At 29.5% G+C, this 20,466-nt stretch carries 18 protein-coding genes; 17 read left to right on the top strand and 1 reads right to left on the bottom strand.

What is annotated here, in order from left to right:
- The first annotated feature begins 10 nt into the window (after positions 1 to 10).
- The 6 genes from ABCP60_RS12210 (at position 11) to ABCP60_RS12185 (ending at position 6,008) form a co-directional block, all read left to right on the top strand.
- The gene (locus ABCP60_RS12210) at positions 11 to 781 is read left to right on the top strand and encodes a TatD family hydrolase (protein ID WP_343101825.1); all 771 of its coding nucleotides are present in this window, start codon (positions 11 to 13) and stop codon (positions 779 to 781) included.
- Between the two features lie 257 nt (positions 782 to 1,038).
- A complete protein-coding gene (gene rnmV / locus ABCP60_RS12205; RefSeq protein ID WP_092921479.1) occupies positions 1,039 to 1,575 on the top strand; it encodes a ribonuclease M5 in 537 nt (178 codons plus the stop codon).
- 20 nt (positions 1,576 to 1,595) lie between these two features.
- Positions 1,596 to 2,468 carry a 16S rRNA (adenine(1518)-N(6)/adenine(1519)-N(6))-dimethyltransferase RsmA gene (rsmA, locus tag ABCP60_RS12200; protein WP_092921477.1) on the top strand — a complete coding sequence of 291 codons (873 nt, stop codon included), beginning with the start codon at positions 1,596 to 1,598 and terminating at the stop codon, positions 2,466 to 2,468.
- A gap of 70 nt (positions 2,469 to 2,538) precedes the next feature.
- A complete protein-coding gene (locus ABCP60_RS12195) occupies positions 2,539 to 3,780 on the top strand; it encodes a hypothetical protein (protein ID WP_195581705.1) in 1,242 nt (413 codons plus the stop codon).
- A gap of 81 nt (positions 3,781 to 3,861) precedes the next feature.
- A complete protein-coding gene (locus ABCP60_RS12190) occupies positions 3,862 to 4,977 on the top strand; it encodes a M20/M25/M40 family metallo-hydrolase (protein ID WP_092921473.1) in 1,116 nt (371 codons plus the stop codon).
- A 230-nt stretch (positions 4,978 to 5,207) separates the two neighbouring features.
- The gene (locus ABCP60_RS12185; RefSeq protein WP_092921471.1) at positions 5,208 to 6,008 is read left to right on the top strand and encodes a hypothetical protein; all 801 of its coding nucleotides are present in this window, start codon (positions 5,208 to 5,210) and stop codon (positions 6,006 to 6,008) included.
- Positions 6,009 to 6,059: 51 nt separating this feature from the next.
- Here the strand turns inward: ABCP60_RS12185 and murC are convergent, their stop codons facing one another.
- Positions 6,060 to 7,412 carry a UDP-N-acetylmuramate--L-alanine ligase gene (gene murC / locus ABCP60_RS12180; RefSeq protein WP_092921469.1) on the bottom strand — a complete coding sequence of 451 codons (1,353 nt, stop codon included), beginning with the start codon at positions 7,410 to 7,412 and terminating at the stop codon, positions 6,060 to 6,062.
- Between the two features lie 221 nt (positions 7,413 to 7,633).
- Here murC and purR point away from each other — a divergent pair, with 221 nt between their 5' ends.
- From purR to ABCP60_RS12125, 11 genes are all read left to right on the top strand, one after another.
- The gene (purR, locus tag ABCP60_RS12175) at positions 7,634 to 8,503 is read left to right on the top strand and encodes a pur operon repressor (protein ID WP_343101824.1); all 870 of its coding nucleotides are present in this window, start codon (positions 7,634 to 7,636) and stop codon (positions 8,501 to 8,503) included.
- A gap of 148 nt (positions 8,504 to 8,651) precedes the next feature.
- A complete protein-coding gene (spoVG, locus tag ABCP60_RS12170) occupies positions 8,652 to 8,930 on the top strand; it encodes a septation regulator SpoVG (protein ID WP_343101823.1) in 279 nt (92 codons plus the stop codon).
- A gap of 201 nt (positions 8,931 to 9,131) precedes the next feature.
- Positions 9,132 to 10,505 carry a bifunctional UDP-N-acetylglucosamine diphosphorylase/glucosamine-1-phosphate N-acetyltransferase GlmU gene (glmU, locus tag ABCP60_RS12165; RefSeq protein ID WP_343101822.1) on the top strand — a complete coding sequence of 458 codons (1,374 nt, stop codon included), beginning with the start codon at positions 9,132 to 9,134 and terminating at the stop codon, positions 10,503 to 10,505.
- A gap of 86 nt (positions 10,506 to 10,591) precedes the next feature.
- Positions 10,592 to 11,542 (top strand): ribose-phosphate pyrophosphokinase, encoded by a 951-nt coding sequence (locus ABCP60_RS12160; protein ID WP_092921462.1) that lies wholly within the window; start codon positions 10,592 to 10,594, stop codon positions 11,540 to 11,542.
- A gap of 541 nt (positions 11,543 to 12,083) precedes the next feature.
- Positions 12,084 to 13,148: a type IV pilus twitching motility protein PilT gene (locus tag ABCP60_RS12155; protein WP_092921460.1), complete on the top strand. Its 1,065-nt coding sequence runs from the start codon at positions 12,084 to 12,086 to the stop codon at positions 13,146 to 13,148.
- 181 nt (positions 13,149 to 13,329) lie between these two features.
- Complete coding sequence (locus ABCP60_RS12150) at positions 13,330 to 14,106, top strand: prepilin peptidase (RefSeq protein ID WP_343101821.1); 777 nt, start codon at positions 13,330 to 13,332, stop codon at positions 14,104 to 14,106.
- Between the two features lie 56 nt (positions 14,107 to 14,162).
- Positions 14,163 to 14,792 (top strand): prepilin peptidase, encoded by a 630-nt coding sequence (locus tag ABCP60_RS12145; RefSeq protein ID WP_092921456.1) that lies wholly within the window; start codon positions 14,163 to 14,165, stop codon positions 14,790 to 14,792.
- 13 nt (positions 14,793 to 14,805) lie between these two features.
- The gene (gene pth / locus ABCP60_RS12140; protein ID WP_092921454.1) at positions 14,806 to 15,366 is read left to right on the top strand and encodes an aminoacyl-tRNA hydrolase; all 561 of its coding nucleotides are present in this window, start codon (positions 14,806 to 14,808) and stop codon (positions 15,364 to 15,366) included.
- Positions 15,367 to 15,381: 15 nt separating this feature from the next.
- Positions 15,382 to 18,768: a transcription-repair coupling factor gene (gene mfd / locus ABCP60_RS12135; RefSeq protein WP_195238523.1), complete on the top strand. Its 3,387-nt coding sequence runs from the start codon at positions 15,382 to 15,384 to the stop codon at positions 18,766 to 18,768.
- A gap of 19 nt (positions 18,769 to 18,787) precedes the next feature.
- Positions 18,788 to 19,792 (top strand): peptidylprolyl isomerase, encoded by a 1,005-nt coding sequence (locus ABCP60_RS12130; RefSeq protein WP_271893864.1) that lies wholly within the window; start codon positions 18,788 to 18,790, stop codon positions 19,790 to 19,792.
- A gap of 99 nt (positions 19,793 to 19,891) precedes the next feature.
- Positions 19,892 to 20,431 carry a stage V sporulation T C-terminal domain-containing protein gene (locus tag ABCP60_RS12125; protein ID WP_092921448.1) on the top strand — a complete coding sequence of 180 codons (540 nt, stop codon included), beginning with the start codon at positions 19,892 to 19,894 and terminating at the stop codon, positions 20,429 to 20,431.
- Positions 20,432 to 20,466: the final 35 nt, after the last annotated feature.

Genomic DNA, 20,466 nt, shown 5'->3' with positions numbered 1-20,466 from the left:
AGAATAAAAAATGTTATTTGACTCACACGCACACTTAAATAGTGAAAGATTTGATGAAGATAGAGAAGAATTAATAGAATCTTTAAAAGAAAAAGGTGTAGATTTAGTATTAAATCCAGGAGCAGATATAGAAACATCAATAACTAGTGTAGAATTAGCTAATAAGTATGATTTTATATATGCAGCAGTTGGAGTACATCCACACGATGTTAAAGATTTAGATGAAACTGCAATAGATACTTTAAGAAAATTAGCTACTGAAAATGAAAAAGTAGTAGCTATAGGTGAAATCGGATTAGACTATTACTATGATAATTCACCTAGAGAAGAACAAAAAGAATGGTTTAAAAAACAAATAGAATTAGCTAATGAGTTAAAATTGCCTATAATAATACATGATAGAGATGCTCATGGAGATACTTTTGAAATAATAAAAAATACAAAATCTCCAGAAATAGGATGCGTGCTTCATTGTTATAGTGGGAATGTTGAATTAGCTAGAGAATATGTAAAAATGGGTTGCTATATATCAATACCAGGAACAGTGACTTTTAAAAATAATAAAAAAACTAGAGAAGTAGCAAAAGAAATACCTATAGAATATTTATTAATAGAAACTGATTCACCATATATGGCTCCAGAGCCTCATAGAGGGAAAAGAAATGACCCATCATTAGTTCAATTTGTAGCAGATAAGATTGCTCAAGAAAAAGGTATATCTTACGAGCAAGTTTGCAAAGCTACAAAAGAAAATGCTAAAAGATTATTTAATATAAAATAAAAGCCCTTGAGACTGTATAGTCTCAAGAGCTTTTTTTAATACAATTATAAAATATTTATAGATATACATTATTATTCTAGGCACTATAATTATTAAGTAAATATTGTAAAACACAATAAAAATAGAGTGTAAAAACAAAAACTATAGCACATAATGATATTATAGTTTTTGTTTTTCCTTGATAAAATTACATAAAAAACGTAAAATATAGAAATGAAGTTAAGACAGGATACAAAACAGATAAAGGTGAATTGATAATGATAAAAGAAATAATAGTTGTAGAAGGAAGAGACGATGTTACAGCAGTAAAAAGAGCTGTAGATGCAGAACTTATAACAACTGGTGGATTTGGGTTTCCTAAAGGTGTTATGGAAAGAATAAAATCTGCTCAAAAAAGACGTGGAGTAATAATATTTACAGATCCTGATTTTGCGGGTGAAAAAATAAGAAAAAAAATAGCTGCAGAAGTTCCAGGATGTAAGCATGCTTTTTTACCAAGAGAGGAAGCTAAAAAAGATGGTGACATAGGTATAGAAAATGCCACACCAAAGAGTATAATAGCAGCTCTTGAGAGAGTTAGAACAGAAAGTACAGAAAAAAGAGATGAATTTAAGCAAGTTGATTTAATAAGAAATGGACTTATAGGAAATGAAGATGCATCTAATAGAAGAGATGAATTAGGAAAGATACTTGGAATCGGATATGGAAATGCCAAGCAATTCTTAAATAGATTAAATAATTATGGGGTTACTAGAGAAGAATTTGTAAAATCACTAGAAACTTTAGATAAATAAATATAAAAGGAGAAAAATTAATGGATAGACTTTCATCACATAGAGCCACAAAAGATGTAGTTGAAAAGCACGGATTTAAATTTTCAAAGTCTTTAGGGCAAAACTTTTTAATAGATGATAATGTAATAGATAAAATATTAAGAGGGGCAAGACTTTCTGAAGGAGACTATATAATAGAAGTAGGTCCTGGTATAGGGACACTAACTCGTGAGATGGGTAAAGTAGCTCAGAAAGTTGTGGCTATAGAAATAGATAAAACATTAATACCTATATTACAGGGTGAAACATTAAAAGACTTTGATAATATAGAAGTTATAAATCAAGATATATTAAAAGTAAATGTTCAAGAATTAGTAAAAGAAAAACTAAATGGGGGACCAGTTAAATTAGTTGCAAACTTACCATACTATATAACAACTCCAATAGTTATGAAGTTCTTAGAAGAAGATATACCAGTAACGGATATAGTTGTAATGGTACAAAAGGAAGTTGCAGATAGAATGAATGCAGTACCAGGAACAAAAGATTATGGAGCTTTATCAGTAGCAGTTCAATATTATTGTGATACAGAAATAGTAGCAAAAGCACCAAGACATATGTTTATACCACAACCAAATGTTGACTCAACAGTTATAGGACTTCATGTTAGAGAAGAAATAAAATATCCAGTTGATAATGAAGAAATATTCTTCAAGACTGTTAAAGCGGCTTTTGGACAAAGAAGAAAAACATTACTTAATGCATTAGGTGGATTAGGATTCTTAAGTAAAGATGAGATAAAGGAAGTACTAAGTGCTGCTAATATAGATGAAAAAAGAAGAGGGGAAACTTTATCAATAGAAGAGTTTGCCACTTTATCAAATAAAGTAAATGAAAAAGTACCTTCAAAATAATTGAAGGTACTTTTTTTAGAATCATACTCATATACTATTAAGAGAAATTATGTTAAAAGGGGGATTAAAAGTGGCAGCTAAAAAAAAATTTAAGAGAGATTATATAATCCTTGAAGCTAAGGACACTAACTTTAGATACAAAGAACGTGTTTTACCAAAAGCATTTGCTAAAGTAGAGATAAATGATGAAAAATCAATAATTTCATTATATGTAGAAAATCTTAAATTTATGAAAGATGGATATAGGGTAGTTGCTATACAAAGCGATTATGATACCCTTGATTTAGGAAAGGTATTGCCAAGTGAGCAAGGAAAAGGTGAATTTACATTAAATTTAGACAGAGAAGATATAGATATAAAAGGTATAGCTCTTTTATATGAAAAAACTGTACCACTTATAGGATTTAAAGGTACTAAGATAGATAATTATGAGGAAATATTATTTGCAGGAGAAGAGTATGAAGATGACGAAAGATTTGAGGGATATGAAGAAATAGAGTATATAGAAGTAGATGATAATGACGAAGGGTTTGAGGAATATGAAGAAATAGGATATATAGATGTAGATAATATAGAAGAAGATGATAATGAAGAAGAGTATGAAGTGTATGAAGAAATAGAGTATATAGAAATAGATGATGATGAAGAAGAGTATGAAAGTGAAGAAGAAAGTGTATACAACTCAGATGATGGTTATTATGAAATTATAGAGGAGGATGTAAATCCTCAAACTAGAGAAAAATATGACGAATATGATAATATAGATAAAACTATAGAGAAAAATAGAAAAAGTAGTGAACCTAAAGAAAACAAGACATATCCTAATGCTTCACATCAACAAAAAACACGTCAAAAGTATGCAAAATCAAATTCTATAGACGAATACCAAAAAACAGCGGGAACACTTTTAATGCCAAGACAAATAAAAAAAGGGCTTAAACATTTTAAGGAAGTAAAACCATTTATTAAAGATGAAATAGATAATACTAGATGGTGGAAAATTGAAATAAGTCCTATAACTTTATGTGGTTATACTATGCCTTACTTAGGATATGTTAATACTCTAAATTATACAATGTATAGTGATGCAGTGATGCAATCATATAAGTATAGACATTACTTATTTGGTGTACAATATGATGAGTATAATAAGAGAAAAAATTATATATACGCAGTTCCAGGGAATAAAACAGAACAACCAGATAAAGGTCATACAGGGTTTAGAGAATATCAACCTTGTGACACAAGAAATGATAGCTTAGGATATTGGTTATGTATGATAGATTCAAGAAGTAGAAAAATAATAAAATAGAATAAATTACCTCAGATATTGATAAATTTTTGGTAATGCTCTAAAATTATAGGTAGACCAAGTATAACTGGAGGAGAATATATGATAAATAATCAAAGACTAATCAATGAATTTTTAGAGCTAGTTCAAATCGACAGTCCATCTTCAAAAGAAGGTAAAATAGCTGAAGTTTTAGTTGAAAAACTAAAAGAAATAGGTTTAGAAGTTGTGATAGATGGTGCTGGTGTAAAAGCTGGTGGAGAAACAGGAAATGTAATTGCTACATTAAAAGGAAATAGAGAGGGTAAAACATTACTTTTCACTTCACATATGGATACAGTTAGTCCTGGTATAGGAGTAAAGCCTATAATAGATGAAGCTAATGGTATAATAAAAAGTGATGGAACAACAGTACTAGGGTCTGATGATAAAGCTGGTATAGCTGCTATATTAGAAGCATTAAGAACAGTTAAGGAAAATGATATCCAACATGCGGATATACAAGTTGTATTCTCAATATGGGAAGAAGGCGGATTATATGGTGCTAAGTACTTAGATTATTCTAAAGTAAATGCAGATTATGCATTTGTTTTAGATAGTGGTGGAGCTCCAGGAGAAATAATAATTCAAGCGCCAGCACAAGATGCTATAAAGGTCAAAATAATAGGAAAACCAGCTCATGCAGGTCTTGAACCAGAAAATGGAGTAAGTTCAGTAATGGTTGCAGCAAGAGCTATAGAAAATATGAATTTATTAAGAATAGATGAAGAAACTACTGCTAATATAGGTATAATAAATGGTGGAATAGCAACAAATATAGTTATGCCAGAATTAGAAATAGCAGCAGAAGCTAGAAGCTTAAGCGAAGAAAAGTTAGATGCTCAAACAAACCATATGGTAGATGTATTTAAAAAAGCAGCTAAAGAATTTGGAGCTAAAATAGAAATAGAAACTACAAGAGCTTATGCACCATTTAATATATCTGAAGATGATGAAATAGTAGTGCTAGCTAAAAAAGCTTTTGCTAATATGAATGTAGAAGGTCACACAACATCTACAGGTGGAGGTAGTGACACTAATATATTAAATAAAAATGGAATAAAAGCAGTTAACCTAGGTATAGGTATGAAAAATGCTCATACATTAGAAGAATATATAGCTATAAAGGATATAGAAAATTCTGCTAAAATGGTAACTGAGTTAATAAAAGAAGCATAAATTAAAAATTAAAAACTAATTAGAAAATAGTATCTAAATTGCTTTTAGATACTATTTTTATGTTAAAAGATAAGAGAAAAATGTATAAAATTTAAAAAATGTACAAGTATTTGTGTAGAAGGGTGTAGTAATTTCCCTGGAAATAAGTATAATAAGTAATTATGTCTTACAAAAACTACATAAAAGTAATATAATTATCTTATGATTATATGGATAAAGGAGGCGTGAAGATGGCTAAGAAGAAAAAAATCAAAAAAAAGGTTTTAGTAGCTCTTACTGTAGTGTTATTCTTTGTATGCTATTTCTTAGGATTTACCTTGTTCAAAGATACAAAAGACAAAGAACCAGGACAACAAACGACAGAGGCATTAGAAGATGACACAAGATCATTAATAAAACAATTGAGCTCTAAAAGTAAAATATACTTATCAGATTCAAAAGTAGAAAGTGTTAGAATAGAAAAGGATTATTGGGATAATATAACTGTGTTATTTACAGAATTTACAAAAATAAGAAAGCCACAATCATACACTCCTATATACAATGGTAACTCAGATGATGGAATTAGATTTTCAACAGACTTGAATTACTTTAGGGTATACACTGTCAGCAAAGAAGAGTACTATAAAGTTCCGGTTGCTACAAAAAAAGAACTTAGTAAGCTTTTAAGTGAGAGTATATATTTGTCATTTGACTTTATAAAGCAGTATAAGAGTTGGGATACTGTAAAAATAACTTATAAAGATGAAACTAAGAAAATATTTGGCTGGAATTTTAAAGACCTAGCACTTAAAATGGTTCAAAAGAGAATGGTTGGCAAAGTTCAGCCAGAAAAGAGTAAAGAAAGAAGTAAGTACAACTTTACTATAAACATTCAAGGCGAGAACTATGATGCGAAAGTAGAAACAATGGGTAAAGATTATGTAAAAATAACACAGGGTGAAGGAAAGAATAAAATTCAAGCATATTATGAAGTCCACACTGGATTATATGATTATCTTGTAAAAGACATATTTAAATTAGAGGAATAAGTATTTTAATAAGCAAAAAGGATATACTAGCTAGTATATCCTTTTTGTTTATTAATTTTCAACTAATTCTTCAGCTACCTTGTATATAGGTCCTGCACCAGCAGTTATTACTAAATCATTAGAAGAGACATTATCACGAAGATAGTCAACTATATCTTCAAACTTACTTATATAAGCAACATCAACATGGTTTTGATATAACTTTTCAACTAAATCTTTAGAATGAATATCTCCTGGATCATTTTCTCTGGCAGCGTATATGTCAGTTATAATAACTTTATCAGCAGAATAAAATGCTTCAGCAAATTCATTTAAAAGAGACTTAGTTCTAGTGTAAGTATGAGGTTGGAATATACACCATAACTTAGACTTCTTCATCTTTTTAGCAGCAGATAAAGTAGCCTTTAATTCAGTAGGGTGATGAGCATAATCATCAATTATTAAGGCATCATTATATTTACCCTTAACCTCAAATCTTCTTCCAACACCAGAATAAGATTTTATATTTTCTCTTATAAGCTCTAATTCTATATTAGAAACATAAGCAACTAATATAGCAGCAGTAGCATTGTAGATGTTATGAAGTCCTGGAACAGAAAGTTCAAATACACCTAAATTTTTACCATTCAATTCTATCTCGAATATACCATGACCTTTTTCATTGAAGCTTATATTTTTAATTAAAGCATCATTATCTAAATTTGTACCGTATTTTATAACAGTAGCTTTTACGTCGTGTAATATATCATTTGTATTTTCGTCATCTCCATTTATTATGAAATAACCATCTTTAGGAAGTAATTTACCAAATTTATTAAAAGATGCTTTTATTTCATCTAAGCCTGAGAAGTAATCTAAATGGTCTTCCTCTATATTTAAAACTGTTGATATCTTAGGGTTAAAGTTTAGGAAACTATCAACATATTCACATGCCTCTGTTATGAAATGATCAGAGTTACCTATTTTAACATTACCACCTATACTACTTAAATTTCCACCAACTAATATAGTTGGATCTAAATCCGCATATTGGAATATAGTAGATAACATAGAAGTAGTTGAAGTTTTACCATGAGTACCAGAAATTGCTATAGAATTTTTGTACTCTCTCATTATTTGACCTAAGAAAGTAGCTCTGTTTACAACAAGTTTATTCTTTTCTCTAGCTGCAATAAGCTCAGCATTATCATCATGAACTGCCGCAGTGTAAACAACCATATCTACATCATCTGCCAAATGTTCTTTTTCATGTCCTATAAATATATTAGCGCCTTGAGATCTAAGTTTATCTAATAAGTAAGATTCGTTTGAATCTGAACCAGAAACTTTATATCCTTTATTAAGGCATATTTCAGCTAAAGCACTCATGCTTATGCCACCGATTCCAATGAAATGTATCTTCATAAGAAAACCACCTTTCTTTTAATTAAGCCCTACAATATGAACTATGTTTGTGGTATAATAGTATAATGTTCAATATTTAATGATTAATATACATATACTATATTACATATACAATATATTAAAAAATTGCTTAAAACATAACCATTATTATATCATAATAAACATGGTTATGCATTATTTAGTTTATATAGAAGAAGCTGCAATCGTAGGAGGTTAAATGCATGAAATTTAAAAGAACGGAAAGAATTGGTGCCATAGTAAAGATATTATCGGACAATCCAAATAAGATATTTACATTAGGCTATTTTACAAATAAATTTAATGCTGCTAAATCTACAATAAGTGAAGATTTAATAGTAGTAAAAAATGTCTTTGAAAAATTAGAACTAGGGAAAGTAATAACAATATCAGGAGCAGCTGGTGGAGTAAAATATATACCAAAGACATCAAAAGCAGAAAATGAAGAATTTTTAATGGAATTATGTCAAAAAATAAGTGACGAATCTAGAGTATTATCAGGAGGATTTTTATATTTAATAGACTTAATATATGATCCTACTATAGCATCAAAAATAGGTAAAATATTTGCATCAAATATAGATTATGCAGAAGCTGATTGCGTAGTGACAATGGAAACTAAAGGAATTCCAATGGCTCTTATGACAGCTAAAGCAATGAATTTACCACTTGTTATAATAAGAAAAGATATAAAAGTATCAGAAGGACCTACACTAAGTATGACTTATGTTAGTGGAAATACTTCTAAAGTGGAAAGTATGAGTTTACCAAGAAGAGCAGTTAAGCCGAATAGCAAAGTTATATTAATAGATGACTTCATGAGAGGTGGAGGTACAATCAAAGGTATGACAGATCTTATGAGTGAGTTTGGAGCGGAAGTTATAGGAACGGGAGTATTTATATCTACAATGAAGCCAGAAGACAAAATGGTAAAAGATTATATATCTTTAATTCAATTAGATGTAAATGTAGATAATATAATAGTAGAACCAAATTTAAAGACATTTAAAGATGAATATCAGAAAGAATTTGTCGAAGGGGATTGTGACATAGAAGAAATAATAGAAGATTAGGTAAAAAATAAATTTACAAAAACCATAAATTTTCAAAAAATAAAAAAGGATATTCAAATATTTAATAGAATACTAAACTATAAGTAAATATATATATAAAATTTATAAATACATTAATTTGTCAAATTCAAAAGGGGGATATAAAAGGATGAAGATAACTGACGTAAGAATAAGAAAAATAACTGACGAAGGAAAAATGAAGTGTATAGTGTCTATAACTTTTAACAACTTATTTGTTGTACATGATATAAAGGTTATAGAAGGACATAATGGTTTATTCATCGCTATGCCAAGTAGAAAAATAGGGGAAGGTAATTTTAGAGATATAGCTCATCCAATAAACGCAGAGATGAGACAATTATTAGAAGATGCAGTACTAAATGCATATCATGAAGCAGTTGCTCAATTAGAAGTTGCAGCTGAATAATTAAATAGAATTTTTTTATTGTTTATTATAAAGAGTCGAACTATTCGACTCTTTTTTATATTTAAAATTTTTGTTTAAATGTATACTTTTTTGACAAAAGGTGTTATATTAATTAGTAGTAACAAAGTATTGTATACAAACTATATTATATACATAATATAATAACATAGATAAAATAGTTATAAAGAATGGAGTGGAGAAATGAACTTTAAATCTATAATCCTTGCAGCAGGAAAAGGAACGAGAATGAAGTCTAAATTCCCAAAAGTAATTCATAAAGTATGTGGAAAAGAAATGGTTAACCACGTAATAGATGTATGTAAAAATTCAGGGGTTAACGATATAGTAGCAATATTAGGCCACGAAAGTGAAGTAGTAAAATCAAAACTACCAGAACATACAATGATAGCAATGCAAACGGAGCAATTAGGTACTGGTCATGCTGTCATGATGGCTAAAGAATACATAAATGATGAAGATATAATCGTAGTATTATGCGGAGACACACCTTTAGTAAAAGAAGAAACACTTAAAAAACTATTCGATTATCACATAGAAAATGAGTATCACACAACAGTGCTTACAACAGTAGTAGACAATCCAACGGGGTATGGAAGAATAATCAGAGATGAAAATTCAGATTTACTAAAAATAGTAGAGCAAAAAGATGCTTCAGAAGAAGAAAAGTTAGCTAAAGAGATAAACTCAGGAATATACTGCTTCAATGGAAAGAGTTTAAGAGAATCTTTAGATTTATTAGATAACAACAATGCACAAGGAGAGTACTACCTAACAGATACTATACAAATAATGAGAAATAAGGGTCTTAAAGTAGGAGCTTTCAACGGTTCTACAATAGAAGAACTAATGGGTGTAAACTCAAGAGTAGAGTTATCTAGAGCAGAACAAATAATGAGACAAAGAATAAATGAATCTCACATGGTAAATGGAGTAACAATCATAGATACTAATTCAACATATATAGAAGCTGGAGTTGAAATAGGAAATGATACAGTAATATATCCAGGAACTATATTAATGGGAAGTACAAAAATAGGTTCAAGTTGTATAATTGGAATGAATTGTAGTATAACAAATTCAGAAATTGGCGATTATACAGAGGTGAAAAATTCAACTATAGTTGATAGTGTAGTAGGAGAAAACACTACAGTAGGACCATATGCATATTTAAGACCTAAGAGTAACATAGGGAACAATGTAAAGATAGGAGACTTCGTAGAAGTTAAGAATGCTACAATAGAAGATAATTCTAAAGCATCTCACCTAGCATATATTGGAGACGCTTATGTTGGAAAAGGTGTAAACATAGGATGTGGAGTAGTATTTGTAAACTATGATGGTAAAAATAAAGCAAAATCTATAGTAAAAGATGGAGCATTCATAGGTTCTAACTCTAATCTAGTAGCACCAGTAACTGTAGAAGAAAAAGGGTATATAGCAACAGGTTCAACTATAACAGACAATGTTCCACAAGGGGCGCTTGCAGTAGCGAGACAAAGACAAGTGAACAAAGAAGGTTGGGTAGAGAAGAAAGATCAAAAGGATAAAAAATAGCAACTAAACAGCTTATTATTTTTTTAGGCAAAAGCCTAGATTTTAAATAAATTAAACAAAGTTTCAAAAATTTTGGGAGGATTTACATGAACACTAGCGGAAGCGAAATAAAAATAATAGCAGGAAATGCATCTAATGAATTAGCTAAGAAAATAGCAGATCATATAGGTGTAGAATTATGTGACTGCCAAGTAAGTACATTCAGTGATGGTGAAATAAGCGTAAACATAAATGAAACAGTAAGAGGTTGTGATGTTTTCGTAGTTCAATCAACTAATAGTCCAGTTAATGACAACTTAATGGAATTATTAATAATAATAGATGCATTAAGAAGAGCATCAGCAGGAAGAATAACTGCAGTTATACCTTACTATGGATATGCAAGACAAGACAGAAAAGCTAAGGCAAGAGATCCAATCACAGCTAAATTAGTTGCAAACTTAATAACAGCAGCAGGTGCAGACAGAGTATTAACTATGGACTTACATGCTGCACAAATACAAGGTTACTTCGATATACCACTAGATCATTTACAAGGAGGAAGCATATTAGCTGATTACTTCAACAAAAAGAATATAGAAGATTTAGTAGTAGTTTCACCTGATTTAGGAAGTGTAACAAGATCAAGAAACTTTGCTAACAATTTAAACGGAGATGTTCCAATAGCTATAATAGACAAGAGAAGACCTAAAGCTAACGTATGTGAAGTAATGAACATAATAGGTGATGTGCAAGGTAAGAATGTTATATTATTAGATGATATGATAGATACAGCGGGAACTATAACAAATGCAGCAAATGCTTTAAAAGAATTTGGTGTTAAAGATGTATATGCTTGCTGTACTCATGGAGTATTATCAGGACCAGCTATGGAAAGAATAGAAAACTCTGCAATAAAAGAATTAATAGTTTTAGATACTATACAACTTCCAGAAGAAAAGAAAATAGATAAAGTACAAATAGAAACAGTTGCTCCATTATTTGGAGATGCTATAAAGAAAATATTTGCTAACGAGTCAGTTAGTAAGTTATTCTAGTCAAATAGATAAAGGATACCTATATAGGTATCCTTTTATTTTGTCGCAATTAAAATGGATAAAAGAATATTTGATAAAGTTTAATATGGAATTTAAGGTAAAATAAGTGATTCAGGTAAAATTAAGCTAAAAAAAGATTTAGGACATTGACTATATATATTAGCTTAAATAATTTCTGAAGTAATGAGAGAAGTTGAAGATCAAGGTCAGGAGTTACTAGACCTTGTATTAACAGATACAGAAATAACGAAGTTAAAGAAGCCTTAAAAGTTTTTGAAGAATTTAATCTAAAGCTAGAGGAGATATTTCAGCTAATATCCAATTTATAGTCTATAGATCAGAAAAAGATATCCTTAGGTTAGACACAGATAACCCTCAATACTAAAAAGCCAGAAAAGTATAATCTATTTCAAGATACACTAAAATTAAAAATTTAATATACAACATTCAAATTGCATCTTAAATTTTATAAGATGCAATTTAATTATATAAGTTTACTATAGCAGTATATTTAAAAACTATAATATATGAGGAGAAAATTATGAATATATTTAATTTATTAGAAATGGCAGTAGAGTTAGGAGCATCAGATGTACATATAACAGTAGATACTCCTCCGATAGCTAGGATAAAAGGAAGCTTCGTAAAGTTAAATGAAGAAAGTTTAACTGAAAAAGACACTGAAATTATGGCCAGGGAAATAGCAGGAAATAAAAAATTTAAAATTCTAGAAGAACACGGAGAAGTGGATCTATCCGTATCTTTTAAAAGTGGGGATAGATTTAGAATAAATGCATATAAGCAAAAAGGTAAATATGCAATAGCTGTAAGGACTATAACATCTAAAATACCGTCATTTAAAACCTTAGGATTACCTGATATTATAGCTAGTTTTACAGAAAAGAGTAAAGGGTTAGTACTCGTAACGGGACCAACAGGAAGCGGTAAAAGCACAACTTTAGCTAGTTTAATAGACACAATAAACTCAACTCAAGAGAGACATATAATAACGCTAGAAGATCCTATAGAATATGTTCATCATCATAAAAAAGGAATAGTAAATCAAAGAGAAATAGGTAGCGATACAGAAAACTTTAATTCAGCACTTAGATCAGCGCTTAGACAAGACCCAGATGTTATTTTAGTGGGAGAAATGAGAGATCCTGAAACTGTTTCAATAGCTTTAACTGCTGCAGAAACAGGACATCTAGTTTTCTCAACTTTACATACAGTAGGCTCGGCTAAGACAATAGATAGAATAGTTGATATGTTCCCACCGGAACAGCAACAGCAAATTAGAACTCAATTATCAACAGTATGTGAAGGGATTATATCACAGCAATTAATAAAAACTATAGATGGAACAAATAGAGTCGCAGCATTAGAAGTTATGGTAGCCACACCAGCAATAAGAAACTTAGTAAGAGAAAATAAAACATATCAAATACAAAATATTATACAAACAAGCTCTAAGTTAGGTATGCAATCTATGGATCAAGGGTTGGTAAATTTATACAGAGAAGGAAAAATATCAAGAGATAGTGTATTAAGTAAGTGCTCTGACTACGAATACACATCTAGATTAGTTGGAGGGATTAATTATTAATCAAGCAACTAAATATAAACAGTTTAATACAAAAATATATAGATAAAATTGGAAAATATAATGAGAAAAAGTAAAATTTTTTATAGATGATATAAACTTGATACTAAAATTTAAATGTGACTCAGGATATGTAAACTATTTATAATATGATAAAAAATTAAACAAGGAGATAAATTGACAGATGGGAATGTATTATATATATTTTTTTATATTTGGAATAATATTTGGCAGCTTCTTTAACGTATGTATATACAGAATACCAAATAAACAATCAATATCAAATCCCCCATCACATTGCTACAATTGCAAAACACGACTAAGGCCATTAGATTTAGTCCCTGTACTTAGCTGGACTTTTCTAGGAGGAAAATGCAGATACTGCAAACAAAAGATACCGCTAAGATATGCATTAGTAGAACTTCTAACAGGTATATTGTTTGTATTAGTATATAAAGTATACGGACTAAACACTATAACACTATACTACTTGTTATTAGTATCACTATTAGTAATAATAACCTTCATAGATATAGATCACTATATAATACCCGATGGATTAATAATTTTCGGTAGTATAGGAGCTCTAGCTTTTAATATCCTAGGACAAGGAATCGGGTTAAAAGAAAGTTTACTAGGAGGGCTAATCTGTGGAGGAGGTACACTAGTACTAATATACCTGATAGAGCTATTAGTAAAAAAAGAAGTAATGGGTGGGGGAGACATCAAACTTTTTGGTATGGTAGGACTATTTTTAGGAATGAAATATGGACTACTAACAGTATTATTAAGTGTATATGTAGGAGCAATTTACGGAGTTTGTACTATAATATATAGCAAGATAAAAAACAAAGAATATAATTCAATGATACCTTATGGACCATTTATATCCATAGGAACATTAATTAATGTTCTATGTGGAACATATATAATAGATTGGTATATGAGTTTGTTTTTATGATTAGATAATATAAATAGGGTCAATAATTAAATTGACCCTATTACTATGTTTAGATTATGATATATATAGTATTAATTTCAATAATAACATCATATATATGCAATAAAAAAATATATAAAATATGTGATGAACTTAATCAAAATAAGCTAAATACAATAATAATTTACACATTAAATCTGTTATCAATGTCTTTAATCTACTACAAATATGGAGTAAACGCAGAGTCAATAAAGTACTTATCGCTAATACCATTTATAATAGTTATATCAATAATAGATTATCATACTACATATATATATGATATAACTGTACTTAGTGGTATAATAATTCAAGGTGGAATTTTTCTAATTACAATAAAGTATGATGTTAACACAATGAGCCATATCATTGCACTATTAATAGGACTTATTGTACCATATATATTAGCCACAACAACAAAATCATTAGGACAAGGAGACATAGGCGTATACTGCTTATGTTGTTTTGTATTAGGGCATAACTATTCAATGTATTTAATCGCCTTATCATTTATTTTAGCTTGTCCGTATTCGATATATATACTTTTGTATAAAAGTAATAAGGAGAGGAAAATACCATTTGCACCATTTATATCTTTAGCAACAATAACAATAATAATAACAAATTATGATATATTAAATTTATATTTTGGCATAATAAGTAAATAGAGGAGGACAAAATATGTACGTAGTAGTAGGGTTAGGTAATCCAGGCAAGAAATATGAAAAAACTAGACACAATGTTGGTTTTGATGTTATAGATATTCTTGCAAAGGAATATAACATATCAGTGACGAAAATAAAGCATAAGGCCTTAATAGGAGAAGGAAGAATAGGTTCTGAAAAAGTTCTATTAGTTAAGCCACAAACATACATGAATTTAAGTGGTGAAACTTTAATAGATATATATAAATACTATAAGGTAGATTTGAGCAATATAATAGTAATATATGATGATATTGACTTAGATGTGGGTAAACTAAGAATAAGGAAAAAAGGTAGTGGTGGAACTCATAATGGTATGAGATCGATCGTTAAGTGCTTAGGTTCAACAGAATTTCCAAGGGTTAGAGTTGGAGTATCTAAGCCTATGCCAGGACAAGATTTAGCAGATTTCGTTCTTTCAAGATTTAGAAAAGAAGAAGTCGATGATTTAGAAAGAGGTCTTGAAAAAGCATATCATGCTGTTGAGACTATAATAAAGGAAGATATAGATTTATCTATGAACAAATATAATGGATAGTGAGGGGGAATTAATATGAATGATGTATTTGTATACCCTTTGCAAAATTCCAAAGAATATAAAGAAGTTATAAACTCTATACAGAAAAACAAAGGCTCATTACTTATTAATGGGCTTTTACCTGTACAAAAACCTCATATAGCATATTCACTATACAAGGATTTATCTAGACAAATGATAATTATAACAAGTAGTGATTTAGAGGCTAAAAAAGTATATGATGATTTAAACTTTTATATTAAGGATAAGGTGGAGTATTTAGGTTTTCAAGATATTTACTTCTACCATTTAGATGCAAAGGATAGAAATGAAGAAGCTAGAAAACTAAAGGTGTTGCTAAAATTGGCGAAAGGTGAGGAAATAATTTTGGTAACATCTATTGAAGCTGCTTTAAAAAAATATATACCTAAAGATGTTCTTTTAGAGAATATATCAACTCATAAGATAGGTGATACTCTAAATGTAGAATCACTAAGTGAGAGATTAGTTGAGTTAGGATATGAAAGAGTTTCTAAGATAGAAGGTTTTGGTCAGTTTAGTATAAGGGGAGGAATAATAGATATATTCTCCCTAGAATACACAAATCCAATTCGTATTGAACTATTTGATGATGAAATAGAATCTATACGAACTTTTGATGTTTTTACGCAAAAATCTATTGAAAAGATACAAGAATTTTCTATAACTCCGTCTAGAGAGTTTATATACCCTAAAAATATAGATGAATCTGTGGCTAGAATGAAAAAAGATGTTAGTAAGCATACAGATGATGATGTTTTACAGAATATAGATAAGATATTCAATAAGACTTACTTTGAAGGAATAGAAAATTATATAGATTATATATATACAGATGAAAATAAGAGTATTTTTAATTATTTAAGTGAAGATGCAATAGTATTTATAAGTGATATAAGCAGACTTAAGGAAAGATGTGAAAATTATATACATACTTTCAAAGAAAATTATAAGGTAAATCTTGAAAGAGGATTGGCACTTAAAAATCAAGGGAAACTTTTATATCATTATTCAGATTTAGAATTTATTGCATCTAATAAAAAGTTTGTAATAAACACTTTACTACCAAAGCCTATAAATGATTTTAATATAAAATCAATTGTAAACTTTGAGGCTAGGGAAATACCAACTTTTAATGCTAAGGTAGATATATTAGTAGAGGAATTAAATAGATTAAAATACAATGGATATAAAATAATTTTAGCTACGAATACTCTTGATAGAGCTAAGAAATTAAATTCAGATTTATTGGATTTAGGGCTTGAATCAACTATCTCAGAAAGTAGGGATATAGAGATAAAATCGTCTCAAATAATAATAATACCAGCTCGTATAAGTAGTGGATTTGAGTATAAATCTATAAAGTATGCAGTTATAACTGATAATGAAATGATAGGTGTACATAAAAGAACATCGTCATCTAAGTCTAAAAAATCTAAAAAAGGTAAAAAAATAGAATCTTTCTTAGAGTTAAGTGTAGGAGATTATGTTGTACACGAGAATAATGGAGTTGGTAGATACACAGGAATAGAGCAAATAACTGTGAATGCCGTAAAAAAAGACTATATGAAGATAGTCTATCAAGGTGGAGACAATTTATATGTACCAATAGACCAAATGGACAAAGTTCAAAAGTATATTGGGGTAGAGGAAGAGAAGGTAAAGCTTAATAAATTAGGAACAAATGAGTGGACTAAGGCAAAAGCTAAGGTTAAAAAAGAAATAGAGGATATGACAAAAGACCTTATAGAGCTATATGCTAAACGTGAAAAAGTAAAAGGTTACAAATTCTCTGAAGACACTCCTTGGCAGCTAGAGTTTGAATCATTATTCCCACATCAAGAAACAGATGACCAACTAAAAGCCATAGAAGATACTAAAAAAGATATGGAATCAGATAAAGTTATGGATAGACTTGTTTGTGGAGACGTTGGGTATGGTAAAACTGAGGTAGCTATAAGAGCTATTTTTAAAGCTTGTATGGAGCAAAAGCAGGTTGCAGTATTAGTTCCAACGACAATACTAGCTCAACAGCATTATAATACTTTTAGGGAGCGTTTTGATAATTACCCAATAAGAGTAGAAGTATTAAGTAGATTTAAAACTCCTAAGCAACAAAAACAAATAATTGAAGATGCTAAAAAAGGTTTGGTGGATGTACTTATAGGTACTCATAGAATAGTTTCTAAGGACATAAACTTACCTAACTTAGGATTAGTTGTTATAGATGAAGAGCAGAGATTTGGAGTAAGACATAAAGAGGCTCTTAAAAAGATAAAATCAACAGTGGATGTATTAACTTTATCAGCAACACCTATACCTAGAACACTACACATGTCGCTAAGTGGAATAAGAGATATGAGTGTTATAGAAGAGCCTCCTCAAGAAAGACATCCTGTAATAACTTATGTTACAGAAGCAAAAGAAAGTGTTATACAAGATGAAATAGAGAGAGAACTAGCAAGAGGAGGTCAAGTATTCTTTGTATATAATAGAGTAGAAAGAATTGAAGAAATGGCTAGTATGATACAACGTTTAGTACCAGATGCTCAAGTAGCCGTAGCTCATGGTAGAATGACTTCTAAAGCTTTAGAAGATATAATATTAGGTTTCTTAAATAAAGATTATAATGTATTGGTTTGTACAACTATAATAGAAACTGGTATGGACATATCTAATGCTAACACTATGATAGTATATGATGCAGATAAGATGGGCCTTGCACAACTTTATCAGTTAAGAGGTAGGGTAGGAAGAAGTTCAAGACAAGGCTATGCTTATCTAATGTATGAAAAGGATAAAGTATTAAGTGAAGTAGCAGAGAAAAGACTTAAAGCTATAAGGGAGTTTACAGAATTTGGTTCTGGGTTTAAAATAGCTATGAGGGACCTTGAAATAAGAGGTGCAGGAAATATACTTGGATCTCAGCAACATGGGCATATGGCTGTAATAGGATATGATTTATACGTCAAGATGTTAAATGAAGCTATTAAAAAGGTTAAAGGTGAGGCTATTATCGAAGAAATAGATGTAGAAATAGATTTAAGTGTAAATGCTTATATACCAGATAGTTATATAAGTGATGAGTTAATGAAAATAGAAATGTATAAAAAAATTGCATCTATAGAAGATAAAGAAGATATGAAGGAAGTAGAAGAGGAATTAGAGGATCGATTCTCTGATATACCTAAGTCTGTTAAATGTTTATTAAGAATAGCATATATAAAAACATTGTGTAAAAAGCTAAAGATAGAAAAAGTTAGACAGTTAAAAGATGAAATAATACTTGCTCCAATAACAAGATACAAAACAAGTGAAAAAATAGGGTATAATATAGTGATTGAGTTGGAAGAACTATTAGAAAAGATGTGTAGTATAAAATAAAATTAAATGAGGTGTTCAAATGAAAAAACTAATGTCAGTTGCAGTAGCTATGATGGTAGGGTTATCTGTCACAGCTTGCTCAAACTCGCCTAAAGGTGATGGTACGGTAGCTACAGTTAATGGTCAAAAGATAACTGTTAGTGAATACGAAACAACTCTAGCGTTATACAAGCAATCAGTAGAGGCTATGTATGGAAAAAATGTATGGGACACAGAAGTTGAAAAAGGCGTTAAATATAGAGATAAGTTTAAAGAAAATATCTTAGACCAAATGATAAATGTAGAAGTAGTATATGAACAAGCAAAAAAAGATAATTTACTACCTACTAAAGAAGAAGTAGACAAAAAATATAATGAATTAAAGAAAAATATAGATTCAGATAAAGAGTACAAGAAAGATATGGAAAAAATAGGAGCTAATGATGAGTTCCTAAGAACTCAACAAGAACAAGATTTAGCTGTTCAAAATTATAAAGAACATTTTGATAAGACTATTAAAATATCTGATGAAGAAATGAAAAAGTATTATGAAGACCATAAAAAAGACTACTACAAAGATGAAGTTAAAGCATCACATATATTAGTTTCAACACAAGATAAAAATGGAAAGCCACTTTCTGATGAAAAGAAAAAAGAAGCTAAGAAAAAAGCAGAAGATCTACTTAAGAGAGCTAAATCAGGAGAAGAGTTCTCAGAACTTGCAAAAGAAAATTCTGACGATCCAGGTTCAGCAGCACAAGGTGGAGATTTAGGGTACTTTAGCAAAGGAATGATGGTTCCTGAATTTGAAAAAGCAGCATTTAATCTTAAGCCAGGTGAAATATCAGACATAGTAGAAAGTAGCTTTGGGTACCATATAATAAAAGTTACAGATAAAGTAAATGAACAAACTCCATATAATGATGTAAAAGATTCAATAAAAACTATATTACTTAATGAAAAATTCACTGAACAAGTAACTAAACTTACAAAAGAAGCTAAAATAGAGAAAAATAAAGATGCATTAGACAAAATAAAAATATAAATATAAAGGCTATGCAAATTATGCATAGTCTTTTTTGTATATTTTTCTTATCATTGGTAAAAATAAGCTTAAAGTAATTTATGGAGGGATAAACTAAACATGAGAGCGACAGGAATTGTTAGAAGAATAGATGATTTAGGAAGGGTTGTTATTCCTAAAGAAATAAGAAAAACTTTAAGAATAAGAGAAGGAGATCCTCTAGAAATATTCACAGCTAAAGATGGAGAAGTAATCCTAAAAAAATACTCACCAATTGGAGAGTTAAATGAATTTTCTCAAGAATACACAGAAACTTTAGGAGAAACACTTGGTTTAGGTGTTGTTGTTACAGACTTAGATTCTATAATAGCTGTTTCTAAATTACCTAAAAAAGAATATAAAGAAAAAAGTATAAGTGATGAATTAGAACAATTAATAGAAAATAGAGAAACAAAAACTAGTAAGGATACTAAGTTGATACCTTTACATAAAGATGACAGCATGGATTATAAAAAACAAATTATAATACCTATAATAAGCTCATCAGGTGACTGTATAGGATCAATAGCACTAGTAGCAAAAGAATCAGATGATATGTCAGAAGCTGAAGAAAAAATATTAAAAATAGCAGCAAACTTCTTAGGAAAGCAAGTACAGTAAAAGATATAAAGTCAAAGACCCAAATAAATTTGGGT

The sequence above is a fragment of the Romboutsia sp. MSSM.1001216sp_RTP31141st1_G3_RTP31141_220114 genome (genome assembly GCF_039031195.1).
GTDB lineage: Bacteria > Bacillota > Clostridia > Peptostreptococcales > Peptostreptococcaceae > Romboutsia_C > Romboutsia_C hominis.
Note: the sequence above shows the minus strand (reverse complement) of the source record. Positions and strands in the feature narration are given on the sequence as shown.